This is a genomic window from Butyrivibrio proteoclasticus P6B7 (assembly GCF_000622085.1).
Lineage (GTDB): Bacteria > Bacillota > Clostridia > Lachnospirales > Lachnospiraceae > Butyrivibrio > Butyrivibrio proteoclasticus_A.
Genome location: NZ_JHWL01000006.1, coordinates 49,921 through 64,316, shown reverse-complemented (window position 1 = coordinate 64,316; position 14,396 = coordinate 49,921). Strand labels below are relative to the sequence as shown.

General features: G+C 43.0%; 10 protein-coding genes. 7 read left to right on the top strand and 3 right to left on the bottom strand.

The window, feature by feature from the left end:
* The first annotated feature begins 25 nt into the window (after positions 1-25).
* Positions 26-676: an endonuclease III domain-containing protein gene (locus tag T541_RS0107065; RefSeq protein ID WP_026652033.1), complete on the top strand. Its 651-nt coding sequence runs from the start codon at positions 26-28 to the stop codon at positions 674-676.
* Positions 677-701: 25 nt separating this feature from the next.
* Here T541_RS0107065 and T541_RS0107060 read toward each other — a convergent pair whose 3' ends face one another.
* Positions 702-911 (bottom strand): hypothetical protein, encoded by a 210-nt coding sequence (locus T541_RS0107060; protein WP_026652032.1) that lies wholly within the window; start codon positions 909-911, stop codon positions 702-704.
* Positions 912-1,137: 226 nt separating this feature from the next.
* Between T541_RS0107060 and T541_RS0107055 the strand changes: the two genes are divergently transcribed.
* On the top strand, positions 1,138-2,637 hold the full coding sequence (locus tag T541_RS0107055; protein ID WP_026652031.1) for a hypothetical protein: 1,500 nt from the start codon (positions 1,138-1,140) through the stop codon (positions 2,635-2,637).
* Positions 2,638-2,684: 47 nt separating this feature from the next.
* Here T541_RS0107055 and T541_RS0107050 read toward each other — a convergent pair whose 3' ends face one another.
* Positions 2,685-2,987 carry a hypothetical protein gene (locus T541_RS0107050; protein WP_026652030.1) on the bottom strand — a complete coding sequence of 101 codons (303 nt, stop codon included), beginning with the start codon at positions 2,985-2,987 and terminating at the stop codon, positions 2,685-2,687.
* A gap of 243 nt (positions 2,988-3,230) precedes the next feature.
* Here T541_RS0107050 and leuS point away from each other — a divergent pair, with 243 nt between their 5' ends.
* Positions 3,231-5,660, top strand: a complete 2,430-nt coding sequence (leuS, locus tag T541_RS0107045; protein WP_026652028.1) for a leucine--tRNA ligase — start codon at positions 3,231-3,233, stop codon at positions 5,658-5,660.
* 177 nt (positions 5,661-5,837) lie between these two features.
* A complete protein-coding gene (locus tag T541_RS0107040) occupies positions 5,838-6,962 on the top strand; it encodes a cation diffusion facilitator family transporter (RefSeq protein ID WP_026652027.1) in 1,125 nt (374 codons plus the stop codon).
* Positions 6,963-7,131: 169 nt separating this feature from the next.
* Here T541_RS0107040 and T541_RS0107035 read toward each other — a convergent pair whose 3' ends face one another.
* Positions 7,132-8,817: a hypothetical protein gene (locus tag T541_RS0107035; RefSeq protein WP_026652026.1), complete on the bottom strand. Its 1,686-nt coding sequence runs from the start codon at positions 8,815-8,817 to the stop codon at positions 7,132-7,134.
* A gap of 444 nt (positions 8,818-9,261) precedes the next feature.
* On the opposite strand from T541_RS0107035, the gene T541_RS21640 reads away from it, so the two are divergent.
* From T541_RS21640 to T541_RS0107020, 3 genes are all read left to right on the top strand, one after another.
* The gene (locus T541_RS21640; RefSeq protein ID WP_026652025.1) at positions 9,262-11,064 is read left to right on the top strand and encodes a hypothetical protein; all 1,803 of its coding nucleotides are present in this window, start codon (positions 9,262-9,264) and stop codon (positions 11,062-11,064) included.
* A 278-nt stretch (positions 11,065-11,342) separates the two neighbouring features.
* Entirely contained in the window at positions 11,343-12,704 is a 1,362-nt protein-coding gene (locus T541_RS0107025; protein WP_026652024.1) for a diguanylate cyclase domain-containing protein, read from the top strand.
* A gap of 11 nt (positions 12,705-12,715) precedes the next feature.
* The gene (locus T541_RS0107020; RefSeq protein WP_026652023.1) at positions 12,716-14,371 is read left to right on the top strand and encodes an EAL domain-containing protein; all 1,656 of its coding nucleotides are present in this window, start codon (positions 12,716-12,718) and stop codon (positions 14,369-14,371) included.
* The last annotated feature ends 25 nt before the right edge of the window (positions 14,372-14,396 follow it).

The following is a 14,396-nucleotide window of genomic DNA, read 5'->3' as shown; positions in this document are numbered from 1 at the left end:
GATAAGATAATGGGGATTGCATCACATGACCAAGAAAAAGCTTGCTCTGGAAGTAATTGAAAGACTTAAAAAAGAATATCCCACGTCCCACTGTACGCTGGCTTATGACAAGGCCTGGCAGCTTCTTGTAAGTGTCCGTCTTGCGGCCCAGTGCACAGATAAAAGGGTGGATATGATAACGCCTCTTTTGTATGAGAAGTTCCCAACAGTTAAGGCTCTTGCAGAGGCTCCTGTGGAGGAAATTGAGAAAATTGTAAGACCCTGTGGCCTGGGTAAATCCAAGGCCCGTGACATATCTGCCTGCATGAAGGCAATTCATGAGCAGTATAACGACTGCGTTCCGGATACCATGGAAGCTCTTTTAACCCTTCCCGGTGTTGGAAGGAAGAGTGCTAACCTGGTGCTTGGTGATGTGTATGGGAAGCCTGCCATTGTTACGGATACCCACTGCATCAGATTGTCTAACCTGATCGGTCTTGTGGATGATATCAAGGATCCTGCCAAGGTGGAAAAAGAGCTATGGAAGATAGTTCCACCAGATGATGGGAATGATCTTTGTCACAGATTTGTGGACCATGGAAGGGCAGTGTGCGTAGCCAGAAGCCCCAAGTGCGAGATCTGTTGTCTTAATGATATCTGTAAGTATTACAAGTATAATAAAAAGGCACGTGCCTAAAGCACGCGCCTTAAATTTTTGATTATTATTTGGCCATGGATGCTATGAGTGCATCAATTTCTGCCTGGGATAACATCTTACCGGAATCGCCACCAGAAGGCGCAGCTGCAGGAACCCCGCCGGCTGCAGGAACACTTGCCGGGGAGAAACCACCGCCACCACCAGCCTGTGATGACTTACCCATTATGCTCGCAAGCAAAGCCTGCTGTTCAGCGCTAAGTCCATTTGAATCCATGTGGTTTACCCTTTCTTAAATCTTCCTCTACTTGGTTTATCGGCATAAAATAACAAAAAGATTATAACGAAATAGTAAATCGCTTATCTTGTATCATTTTAGTCATGTATATACAAAATCGTCAAATAACATTTTTATAAAAAAAGTATTATGCAACAATTTCTTTTTGCCGCCTGTATTAATAGTAGGTGGCGAAGACTTAATCTGTTTTTATTGGGAGAAAAGTATGAAAAAGTTTAGGTTAAAGCATTTTGTGATCCTGTTTATAGTCATTGCACTTGTAGGCGGCGTAGGAGGCCTGTTCATGGCATTAAGAAGCCAGGAAAACGGAAACAGAAGCGGAAGTGGCAATGGAAAAGTGGAAGTGGCTCCAGCGAAGTATCCAGAGGATGCTAATCCTGATAAGCAGCTATTGGCTAGTCTGTACAATGGCAACTGGGGACTTGTCAGCGACTACGAAGGATACTGGTCTCACACTAACTACTACGTTTACTACGATGGAACAATTGAGACAACAGGTCATTATTGCTATATGGGTATAGATTATGTTTCGAAAAGTGAGGAAGTTCTTTCTACTGAGGAACTAAATACATTTAAGAAAACAGTTAAATCTCTCAAAGAAGACACCACCAACAATGACGCCTGTGATGGAGATTGTTGGGGCATCAGTGTATTTGATGAAGAAGGCAAGAATTTGGTGACTGTTCCAACTGGCTATGTATATGGAAATGACAAGATGGAAAAGACCATCATCCCTATCCTTTATAAACATAGTGATATCAGTTGGCCGATTACTACTACTGTGGAGGATATGCCAGGTTTTGCTAATGCCTGTGACAAGGTGTATCTGGAGTTTTCAATTGTTTATAGCGATAAGATCCATGAGGATTACATTGTTTACTATAATGGAAAGGTTACCTGTGACGATGTTCGTAATGGAGTTACAGTTACCAGAGAAAAGACCTTTGAGGAAGAGGAATTTAAGCGGCTTCAGTTTTTGGTTGAGAACGCAAAGGATGAAAGTCGCTGCGTAGATTCCAACGATTATTACACCTATACAGTATACAATTCTGAAGGAGAGGCTGTTGCAAGCGCTGGCCTTACGGATGAAATATTTTATGACGCGCTACATGAAATTGAGTTTGCAGTTTATATCAGCACATATAATAATACTGCCAGTGCTAAGGAGGCAGAGGGAAATGAAGCCATCTTTACAAAGTTTCTTAATGGGGATAGATCTCTTTTAAAGGATGGTCAGGAAGAAGAGTGGTTTATTCCTGACTTTAAGAATTCTGATGATACCTATGAATACACATTTTCTGATCTGGACCAGGACGGAGAAGTTGAAATGATAGTTCAGATGGAGGATGAGCCTGGGGCTTACGTTTCCATATTTCATATTGAAGATGGAAAGGTTGTCTGCTGGTTTATGGATAACGTGGAGCAGATCAGCTATTCCTATCCTTTAGATAATGGACTTATGGTAAATGAGTACGATTATGATGGATCTGTTTCCTATGGTATCTTCCGATTTAATTCAGATGGGGAGCAGGAGTACATTGAGGACCTGTTTATAAGAGAAGAGGAATCTTCTTCAGGAGATGCAAAATGCCCCGATTATCAGATCGACCAAGAGGACATTGATAAGGAGGCATTTGAAGACGAATTACAAACATCTATTTTGGACCATATGCTGGATAAATCAGCCTGGACCGTTATAAAATAGGGCAAAATCGCCCCTTTAATCGCTACAGAGAATTAAATAGCAAAGTATTATCCGATAGGTGTGATCACAAGCTTTTGTGGTTGCACCTGTCTTGCTTCTCCCTTTCTTCCTCTGCTAATGATGCTTTCGCCAAGGTCTATCATTGTTGCATGACTTGTCATGGCTGCGCGGATCTGCTTAACAGCATCTTCATAGTCCTGAGGCAGCATAGGGATTACGTAATCATGATTAAGGTGTTCAGTTGAAAGATAGGCAGCTCTGTATCTGGAATCATATCTGATGCCATAGAATGTACATATCTCTGTGTTCAGTGTTCCATTACTGTCTGCGCACTGCATTGCTATATACATAGTTCTTTTCTCCTTACTTAATCTACGATAACTAGATTTAGTGGTCTGCACCTATTCCCAAATCTATTATATACAATATATGATAAAAAATGAACGATTTTATGAAAATTTCACTGGGGAATTGATTTCCAGGGTCAGATGGGATCATTTCGCTACATTTTCAAGCCCATTGCCACATTGACAACAACTAGCGATGTGGTAAAATTTTGTAGTATATATGCTAAAGAAAGAAGGATTAGGTTTATGTCAGAAGTTTATAACCATCACGCGATTGAGAAAAAGTGGCAGGAGTACTGGGCAGAGCATGAGACATTTAAGACAGACGTTTGGGATTTTAGCAAGCCCAAGTATTATGCTCTAGATATGTTCCCATACCCATCAGGAGTAGGCCTACATGCTGGTCATCCAGAGGGATATACTGCTACAGACATTATGTCTCGTATGAAGCGTATGCAGGGTTATAACGTTCTGCATCCTATGGGATATGATTCTTTTGGACTTCCTGCAGAGCAGTATGCGGTTACAACAGGTAACCACCCAGCTGGCTTTACAGAGAAGAATATAGAGACTTTCTCGGGGCAGCTACGAGAACTTGGATTTGACTACGACTGGTCTAAGATGATTGCTACAAGTGATCCTAAGTTCTATAAGTGGACACAGTGGATCTTTAAGAAGTTATATGAGGCTGGCTATGCTAAGCACATCGACATGCCTGTTAACTGGTGCGAGGAGCTGGGAACAGTTCTTTCTAACGATGAGGTTATTGATGGTAAGTCAGAGCGTGGCGGATATCCTGTTGTTAAGAAGATGATGAAGCAGTGGGTTATCGATCAGCAGGCTTTTGCTGAGGAGCTTCTTGATGGTCTTAATGAGGTAGACTGGCCAGAGTCAACTAAGGAGATTCAGCGTAACTGGATCGGTAAGTCAACTGGTGTAGAGGTTGATTTCAAGATCGTTGGTGGCGGTGAATTCCAGATCTTCACAACATGTATCGAGACAATTTACGGTATCACATTCATGGTACTTGCTCCAGACGGAGAGGTTGTTAAGGGCCTTATGGACCGCGTTGAGAACAAAGAAGAGGTTCAGGCTTACATCGATGAGACACTTAAGAAGAACGACCTTGACAGAACAGATCTTAACAAGACTAAGTCAGGATGCCCACTTAAGGGAATCTATGCTATCAACCCTGTAAATGGTAAGGAAGTGCCTGTATTTATCGGTGACTTCGTACTTGCAAGCTACGGCTCAGGTGCTGTTATGGCTGTACCTACTCACGATCAGAGAGACTTTGAGTATGCACAGGTTCATAACCTTCCACTTATTCAGGTTATCAATAACACTGAGGGAACAGTTGATGTTTCTGAGCACGCATTTGAGAAGCAGGACTACCTTGGTAAGGGCTGCATCCTTGAGAACTCTGAGGAGTTCAACGGCATGACAGTTGAGGATGCTAAGAAGGCTATTACCAAGAAGCTTGTAGATATGGGCGTTGCAAGAGAAAAGGTTAATTACCACTTCCGTGAGTGGATCTTTGCAAGACAGCGTTATTGGGGTGAGCCAGTTCCTTGCGTATACAAGGAAGATGGCAGCATCGTATTCCTTGATGATTCAGAGCTTCCAGTAGTACTTCCTGAGCTTGAGGATTACAAGGGACACGGCGGAAAGGCTCCACTTGAGAACGCAACAGAGTGGAAGCAGTATGATAAGAACGGCCTTAAGGGCACTAGAGAAACCTCTACAATGCCTGGTTCAGCCGGATCTTCATGGTACTATCTTAGATATATCGATCCTGATAACGACAACGAGTTTGCTAATCAGGAGCTTTTAAAGCACTGGATGCCAGTTGACCTTTATGTTGGTGGTCCTGAGCACGCAGTTGGACACCTTCTTTATTCAAGAATTTGGAACCGCTTCCTTTACAACAATGGACTTTCTCCAGTTAAGGAGCCATTCAAGAAGCTGGTTCACCAGGGTATGATCCTTGGCGAGAACGGAATCAAGATGGGTAAGAGATTCCCTGAGTTTGTTGTTAACCCAAGTGATATCGTTCGTGATTACGGTGCAGATACACTTCGTCTCTATGAGATGTTCATGGGACCTCTTGAGGTATCTAAGCCATGGAACGGCGCAGCTGTTACAGGTGCAAGAAAGTTCATCAACCGTGTATATACTTTCTTCACAGAGTCAGCTAACATCACAGAGGACAACAACGGCAACCTTGAGAAGGTTTACCACCAGACAGTTAAGAAGGTTACAGGCGACTTCGAGGCCCTTGGCTTTAACACAGCTATTGCTCAGATGATGATCTTTGTAAATGCTGTTTACAAGGAAGGCACATGCCCAAGAGAGTATGCAGAAGGCTTTATCAAGATGCTTTCATGTATCTGCCCACACGTTGGTGAGGAGATCTGGCAGATCCTTGGTCACGACAACACAATCGCTTTCGAGCCATGGCCAACCTATGACGAGGCTAAGTGCGTAGAGGACACAGTTGAGATCGCAGTTCAGATCAACGGTAAGGTTAAGGCAACTCTCAACATTGGTAAGGAAGATCCTAAGGACGAAGTAATTGCCAAGGGTAAAGAGCTTATCGCTGACAAGCTTGATGGCAAGACCATTGTTAAAGAGATCTACGTACCAGGTAGAATCGTTAACATCGTAGTTAAGTAATAAGCAAAGGCGCTTACAGAAATGTAGGCGTCTTTTTTATTCAATAGGAAATTCCTTTGGATTTCCTATTGAATAAAAAGCGCTCCGCTAAGGATGCGACTCTTTGTTCTTATTTTATCTTGCGGAGGAGAGAATAGTTCTTTACACTTATATTATTATAGCTTTGAGGAGAATAATATGGCAGATAAGACTAGAATAGAAGACAGAGGCAAAGTGATAATTAGGACCAGCATAATTGGTATTGTGACTAATGTGCTTTTGACAGCATTTAAGCTGTTTGTGGGTATATTGTCAGGTTCCATTGCCATTGTTCTTGATGCAGTCAACAATTTAAGTGATGCCCTTTCATCAGTGATAACGATTCTCGGAACCATGCTTGCTGGAAAGGCGCCTGATAAGAAGCATCCAATGGGCTATGGAAGAATTGAGTATCTGAGCGCCATGGTGATCTCAATCATTGTGCTTTATGCAGGTATTACTTCCTTTGTGGAGTCCATTAAGTCGATTTTTGCTCACGAGCCTGCGGAGTATTCTACAGTGGCGCTTATAATCCTGGTGGTGGCCATCTTTACCAAGATCATTCTTGGACAGTTCTTTATAAATACAGGTAAGAAGGTGGGATCAGAGTCCTTGGTGGCTTCCGGAACTGATGCCAAGTTCGACGCCATCATCTCTGCGGGAACCGTTGTGGCAGCTCTGATATTTATCTTTACAGGGCTTTCACTGGAAGCTTATCTGGCTGCTATTATTTCAGTGGTTCTTATAAAGGCAGGTCTTGAAATGCTTCGCGATACCATTAGTCAGATCCTTGGACAGCGCATGGATCCAGCAGTTTCTAAGGCAGTTAAAAAGACCATTAAATCTGTCGAGGGAGTTCAGGGTGCTTATGACCTGATATTTAGTGATTATGGCCCTGACAGGGTAATGGCTTCGGTTCATATCGAGGTTCCTGATACCTTTACCGCTGATACGATTGATTCCATCACAAGACAGATCACTGATAAGGTTTATGAGGAGCACAACATCGCGCTTATATCTGTTGGAGTGTATTCCATTAACACTAAGGATGAGAAGATATCTGCCGTAAGAAAAGATATCATTAAGGTTGTGGCTGCTCATAAAGAAATAATGCAGATGCATGGATTCTTCGTGGATTTTGAAAAGAAAAATATCAGATTTGATATGGTTCTTGATTTTGTTCCTAATCGTGTAGAGATCTTTAAAGAGGCAATTGGTGAAGTTCAGAAGATGTATCCTGATTACCAGATAATTGCAAATATGGATACAAACTATAGTGATTGAATTTGATGATATGGATGCAAGCTATACTGATTAAATCATGTAATTGAAATATAGATACGAGCTAATGTGATTAAAAAGAAATCCCTTCTGGCAGGCGGTGTGCTTGCAAGAAGGGATTGTTTTATTTGTGATTCATAGCTCTTTTAACAGAAATCTGTTATCACCGGCATCAATCCTGATTGAGCCAACCGTAGTTGGAAATTGAGATGCTGGACATTGATCCGTCCTCCTCGAAGTTGATCTCAATCTCGTCGTAGGAATTGCTGTTTCCGCTCTGATCAAGTGGAATGTTATAAAGCATTAAGTTGTTGGTGTACTCGTAATCATTAACTCCGTTGTCAGTGAGGAACTTCTGAACATCTTCATCTGTGGACTCACCCGACAATCCACCAGGAAGCTTAAAGTCTACAGCGTTATCGCTATATGGATAGTATGTGATGCTTGTTACTATTGTGTATTTAAGGTAAGTAGCGCTTGTTGATAAGTTGTAGCAGGTTACATAGATTGTCTTATCATCCTGCTCAAGTGCCACTGAGTAGCCCTGACCTGCGCCTACTACGAAGGTATCTTCCTCATCATAAGTCCAACCGTTATCAGTAAGAACCTGCATAGGAACTGGTACGTTGTAAACAACGCCTTCGATCTCAACATTACCTGAAGAAAAGTCGTTTCCAAGTGAGCTTGGAGCCTTGTAGTTGCTAAGGTAATCAGGAGCTTCGTCGCTAACCTCCACATCCTCCATACCCTCTGGAGCTTCGTCATTCTTAACACCGATGTAGCTAAGCTTATCGTTGCCTTCCTCAAATCCAAATCTAAGTGAAGAGTAGTAGTTGCTGTCATCGCCGTCCTTGTAGTAGTAAAGAACTGTTGAAGATGAGCTCTCGCTGATTGATGTAGGCTCGCCGTAGAACTCCTTAACATCATCCATTGTGCTCTCGCCAAGAACAACGTCGCCGCCGTGTACAGAAGCCTCTACACCAAGCTTCTCAAAATCGAAATCATAAAGAACGAATTCGCAGACATAGCAGTCCTGAATCTCTGTAGCGTTCATTGAGTAGTTAACAACTGTGATAGAAAGTGCTCTGCTTGTGTCACCAATGTAATTGAAGTAGATGTAATCCTTCTCGTTAGTACCAAGGAGCTTGGTTGCATCTGAGCTCTTGTTGAAGGTCCAGCCATCGTCGATGAAATCAGAAACCTTAGCTGGAAGTGTATATGAGTGATCGTCAGTTGAGAATGTGAAAAGAGCTTCTGCAGAGTTCTTGGACTTGCCAGTTCCCTGTGTATTGTCGTCGTCATCATCCTCATCTTCATCCTCTTCGTCAGAGGCGTCCTCATCAGCTTCATCGGAAGCATCCTCATCGCTCTCATCAATAGAAACCTCTGAGCTTGCAGCTGCTGAAGCATCGTCATCATTGTCCTTATTAGCGAAGATGAAGTATGCAGCTACGCCTACAATAAGGAAGAAAACAAGTACAGCTGCCACGATGATACCAATTACCTTACCGCTTAAGCCTGGCTTGTTGTTCTGCTGTGGAAGTGCGCCGAAGTTATTTGGAGCGCCGTTCATTCCATTGCCACCTGGCTGGTTCATGTTGCCAGCAGAAGGGCTCTTAAATGGAGCGTTGTTGGTGCCGTTACATGAAGGCTGATTCATGTTGCCCATAGGAACCTGCTGCTTGAATGGTCCGTTCTGAGCGGCCATCTGGTTGTTGAAAGCTCCTGGCTTATTAACATTGCCCATCTTGTTATTCATTGGATTAGGCATGTTATTCATGTTATTAACTGGTACGTTACCCTGTGACATAGAGTCAATAGGCTCACCAGTAATAGGATCGTAATTCATGTTGCCCATTTCATAATTCTCCTCTCGAAATATAACAATTATATCGCTAAAACCTACACATTATAGCAAAGATTTGAATTCGAAACAAGGTAAGAAGACCCAAAAAAGTTTCAAATTCGGATACAAAAATGAATTGAATTTCCAAGGTCTATAGTGTATCATCGTTATTGGTCGGACTAAAATTAAGGAGTTTCCTTATGCATTAGTCCTAGAGGGAGATTTTTTAGTAGTGAGTACCAGACATAACACTGTTTTCAGTGTTTTATTTTATCCCGAGTGAAATAAAAATTCATTATTTGAAATTTTCTGTGGCAAGGAATTTCAATCTTTCTTTTGGGTTTTGCTGGCGATCGCTGGTAGAACTAGTAATAACGGGCGTTTCAGAGATTGTATTTTGGCGAGTAGGATCTCTGAAAAAATATATTAATATCATAAGGCATGGGGGAATAAAGTATGAAAATCAAGTCACTTAAGGGGATGCTTTCTAAGGCATTAATTTCTGCTGCCGTTGTTACGCTTGTGGCAACAACAGTAGTTCCAGCAGGAAGAGTCTACGCTTCAGAGGAGACAGCTGTAGAAGCTGTGGAGTCAGCTTCAGACGATTCTGAGTCTAACAACAATTCCAATGATCAGGGAAAAGAGAATACTGATGAAAATGAGGCGGCTGAATCATTAGTTCAGACTGCTGTCAGCGACGTGCCAGAACAGGTAGAGGGCGATAAGAATGGGACAGATGCCGAGGATACAAGGGAAGTAGAAGACGCTGTGGACTCTGAAAATGCTGAAGATAATTCAGGTGAGGAGTCAGAGGATACTGATGAATCTGAGGATAGTTCTGAGAATTCAGATAATGTCAAGAGCGGAACTAAGTCTGTTGGCGCTTCAGAAGATACTGACACAGCTGATGGTGAGACAGGCGCAGATGCTGATGAATCTGGCAGTTACGAAGGCAAAGCAGCTTCTAACAAATCCGGCAATTCCGAGGGTGATTTAGATGCTAATAAAACTGGAGAAGTTGACGAATTAACTTCAGAGGATACTACTACTGACTCAGACGCTGAGCCTACCGAAGAAGAGACAGCTCTTTTGACAGAAGAGTTATCTGAGGATGAGCTACTGATGAAGAGACTCTCAGCAGATATCGTAAAGGCACTAAACAGCGCAGATTCTCTCGCAAGTCTTCTTACTGATTCAAAGGTTGCAGCTGCTACAACAACAGAGGCAGAGGATGATGGATATGTAATTAAGGTTAAGAAGAGTGCCTATGGATATGATCTTCAGGTGGAGATCACCAATGCTGGTCTTGACGAGATCGTGATCGATCTTAGCGGTGCTGACTTCAACGTGCAGCCTGACACAACTCTTACTTTCCATTTCATTATGAACAATTCTGAATATGAGTATACTGCAGAGTATCAGTTTGTTCAGAATGGCCTTATGAGATGGTCATATACAAGTGAATTCCAAGAAGAATGGGCTGTCCCAGGTACTGTTCAGAATATTACTAAGGATGGACGCGATGCTGTTTTGTATACGCCTTCATCAGTTGTTAATGTTAATGGCGAGTCAGTTCTTAACCATACTGATAATATCGTCAGATACTTTAAGGGTCAGAAATGGCCTCTTAATGACGGCAAAGTTGCTAAAGAACCTCTTACAGGTACTGATAGCGAGATCATTGCACAGATTACAGATGAAAAGTTGCTTGAGTATTTCAATGATATGACTGGCGGTGAGTACACCGATGTTTACGAGGCTTGGACAGCATATTTTTATACAAAGCTTTGGAAGACCACATTTAACGGTGTGACTCCGGATGAGTACTTTGAGAATGCAGCAAAGACCTGGCTTCCTGGCGAAGAATATGACCTTACAGTTGTGACTGAGTTCTCTGGACGAGCAAGTAATATATTCTTTAAGACTGGATGGAATGCATCAGATCGTCTGATCCTTAGAAAGGTTACTCAGACACCTCCTCCAGAGCCAACTCCAGACCCAGATCCTACTCCAGATCCAGACCCAACACCAAGTCCTAACCCAACTCCAGATCCTGATCCAACACCAGAGATTGTTCCTCCAGTAGAGGTTCCAGCTGTGCTTGGCGCTGTTAGACAGGAGGACATTCCTGCAGTTCTTGGTGCCAAGAGACTTCCTCAGACAGGTCAGGTTTGGTGGCCAGTACCATTCATGGCTCTTGCAGGCGTAGGCTTCTTTGGCCTTGGACTTAAGAAGAGAACAAGAAAATACGGGAATTAACATTTGATATCATTTATATACCGTAGGTACACCTATTCAAACGGAGGGTACCTACGGTATTTTCATTGTTGTTCTAACCTATATACCGTAATCTGCACAAAACATCCCCCAAATCACTTATCAGCGATTATTTCATCGCCCCCAATATATGATATAATGATTATGTATGTACACTATATAGCTAATCGCGCAAAGTAAGCGTGAAATACCAAGCAATCGTGCAACTCAAGCAAGCATGAAACTCTAATCTAACAAGGATATCAAATCAGGAGTGATATATGTCTAAGAAGAAAAGCATCACTATTGGACTCATCGCCTTTGTTTTAGCACTAGCAGTGACTACCGTTCTGGCTATCATGTACCTTTCATATACCGCGTCTTCCAGAAGGGAACGAGCCACATTCATAGTAAATTCCGTTGCGGACCAGATAGAAGCCAAGCTTCAGGCCAGAGACAGCGTTACCAGATTCCTGGAGATAGGGATCAAAGGTAACGATGGAGCCATGACCATTCAGGAATTCCAGTCAATTGGTCAGTATATTTTTAATGACTATATTGATATTGTGAATATCTCCATAGCCCCACAGGGCGTGGTCAGCTACGTATATCCTATGGAGGGTGGAATCGCAGAACGAAAGAATATCTTTGAAGATTCCCTGGAGGGTCCCTATGCTGATAACAGTAAGCTTAGCGGACTACCTATCATCATATGCCCAATGAACCTTGAAGATGGAAGCTATGGCCTTATAATCAGGCGCCCCATCTACCTTGGAGAGGACACCAACGAAGAATCCTTCTGGGGCTTTTCATCTGTGACCATTGGTCTTTCAGCTTTTTTATCAGAGACAAATATAAAGGGCCTTTCTGAACAGGGCTATGAATACAAGCTTACCGGCATCAATCCTATAAGTGGCGACAGCAGGATCATCATGGAGTACTCGGAAAAAGAACTGTCATCTCCAGTTGAAGCCATGATAAGCACAGTAGGAGGTAACTACTGGACCCTTAGCATTGCGCCTTCAGATAATTGGATGAATCTTTGGGAAATCCTTAGTGCCTTTGCCATCGCCATTGTTATAAGCGGACTGTTCTCATTTGCAGCATCCTCTTATACCTCAATGAAGGCAAATGCCAAGGAGCTGGAAGTTCTTTCCTATAGAGACGCACTTACTAACCTGAACAACCCTAGAAGCTACCACGAGCACATGGATGAGCTTTCCAAGAAAAAGCTTCCATACGGACTTATCTTTATGGATCTTAACGACTTCAAGAAGGTCAATGACACCTACGGACATGACGCAGGAGATGCCCTTCTTAATATAGTGGCCAAGAGGCTTCAGAACAGCATTAGAGAAAAAGACAGAGCCTTCAGAATTGGTGGCGACGAATTTGTAGTAGTTATCCACGGCAACCACGACAAGAAGTTCTACGAAGGAGTAATTGCCAGAATGAGACAGAACGTGGCAAGAGAAGTGACAATTGGGGAAGTCACTCTTAACGTTTCAATCAGTGCCGGCTTTGCAAGATGTCCTGAGGACGGAACCAAGTTTGAGGATGTTGTGAAAAAAGCTGATGATGCAATGTACTACAACAAGAGACTTATGAAGGCTAAGAGAATGGCAGCAGAAAAGAAATCTTAACGAGGTGAAGAATGGCGGGAGGAAGCTACGAGACACTTAACAGAATCTTTGATACTTTCGCGGTAACATCACGAAGCCGATACGTCTACGTTTATGACCTTACCAAGAATATCGCAAGGTGGTCATTAAACGCTGTGGATTACTTTGGCCTTACTGGGGAATATATCCACAATGCAGCCTCTGTGTGGGAAAACAGGATCCATCCCGATGACAGAGACAAATACAACGAATACATCAGCACCGTTTATGCTGGTAAAAAAGCTGATCCTAACATTGAATACCGTTCCAAGAATAAAAACGGTGAGTATGTGGTCTGCTCCTGCAGAGGAGTTGTGATCAAGGACTATGCCGGAAGACCGGTATTTTACGCTTGTTCCATCATCAACAAGGGAATCATTGATAATAATGACCCAATAACATTTTTGCCTAACCAGTATGAAATGCTGAATTACATGAGGCAGCTTAAGCTTCAGAAAAAAGAGTATTCCATACTCATGATAAACTTCATGGACTTTGGTGATGTAAACAGAAAACTTGGCTATATGTCTGGTAACAATATTCTTAGAGCCACAGCCACCAAGCTTGTTCAGGAGACCACAGGCCAGGGCAAGTGCTATAGAGGTGAAGGTACCATCATGGCCTTTATCACCCCCACCATGACCATAGACGAACTCAAAAAACTCTATGGAAGGCTTAGATCTTTTACCAGGGAATCCCTGCTGGTGGGCGGCAAGAAGATAGGCGCGGAGATAGGCGGCGGCGTTATCATCTCCAAAGATTTCAACGTGGATGAGCACTCTATCTACACCAGCGCCAAGTATGCACTTGACTACTCCAAGACCCAGCGTCACGGCAATTTGATCGTGTTCCACAACGACGAGCTGGATAATAAGCGAAGCAGCATAGAGCTTGTCGATGCAGTAAGAAACAGTGTTCTTAACGGCATGGAAGGGTTCTTCCTGGAATACCAGCCAATCGTATCTGCGGCAGATGGCCATTTGGTGGGTATGGAAGTGTTTGTAAGATGGCAAAAGGAGCCCTATGGTGAGGTTTCACCTTCAGAATTCGTGCCATGGCTTGAGCAGGATCCTGTCTTTTTCACCCTTGGTAACTGGATTCTGGAGCATGCACTGATGGACGCCCTTGCAATAAGACAGGGTAAAAAAGATTTCTATCTCAGCGTAAACCTAGCATTCATGCAGCTTGAAAGATCCGAGTTTAGAACAAGCCTTTTGGAAATCCTTAGAAAAACCGGCTATCCAGCTACAGCTCTTTGTCTCCAGCTGACCACCAGCAGCCGTCAGCTTGGAATGGAGCACCTAAAGAGCCAGGTGGAATTCCTTAAATCCTGCGGACTTAAGATTGGTCTTGATGTGGGAGACTTTGCTTCCCTGGATTACGTCAAGCACCTGCCTATAGATCTGGTGAACATTTCCCCAGGCCTTACAGGTGGTATGGGCGAAAATCTCACAGTACAGTACATGGTTGAAGCAATTACCTCTTTTACCCACAGACTGAACATCAGGACCTGCTTTACTGGAATCGAGGATGAGGATGGCGAAAGCCTGGCTAAACGCTATCCAATTTCAGATATGATGGGCTATTTCTACGGACGCCCCTGCAGGATAGAAAAATTTAAGAATTTAGAGCTTTATAAAGCGTTATGATGTAATTGATAGAATTTTGTTTTCG

Bases quoted from the DNA above. Each gene is read 5' to 3' on its own strand.
- T541_RS0107065 (WP_026652033.1), top strand. From the start codon at position 26: ATGACCAAGAAAAAGCTTGCTCTGGAAGTAATTGAAAGACTTAAAAAA.
- T541_RS0107060 (WP_026652032.1), bottom strand. From the start codon at position 911: ATGGATTCAAATGGACTTAGCGCTGAACAGCAGGCTTTGCTTGCGAGC.
- T541_RS0107055 (WP_026652031.1), top strand. From the start codon at position 1,138: ATGAAAAAGTTTAGGTTAAAGCATTTTGTGATCCTGTTTATAGTCATT.
- T541_RS0107050 (WP_026652030.1), bottom strand. From the start codon at position 2,987: ATGTATATAGCAATGCAGTGCGCAGACAGTAATGGAACACTGAACACA.
- leuS (WP_026652028.1), top strand. From the start codon at position 3,231: ATGTCAGAAGTTTATAACCATCACGCGATTGAGAAAAAGTGGCAGGAG.
- T541_RS0107040 (WP_026652027.1), top strand. From the start codon at position 5,838: ATGGCAGATAAGACTAGAATAGAAGACAGAGGCAAAGTGATAATTAGG.
- T541_RS0107035 (WP_026652026.1), bottom strand. From the start codon at position 8,817: ATGGGCAACATGAATTACGATCCTATTACTGGTGAGCCTATTGACTCT.
- T541_RS21640 (WP_026652025.1), top strand. From the start codon at position 9,262: ATGAAAATCAAGTCACTTAAGGGGATGCTTTCTAAGGCATTAATTTCT.
- T541_RS0107025 (WP_026652024.1), top strand. From the start codon at position 11,343: ATGTCTAAGAAGAAAAGCATCACTATTGGACTCATCGCCTTTGTTTTA.
- T541_RS0107020 (WP_026652023.1), top strand. From the start codon at position 12,716: ATGGCGGGAGGAAGCTACGAGACACTTAACAGAATCTTTGATACTTTC.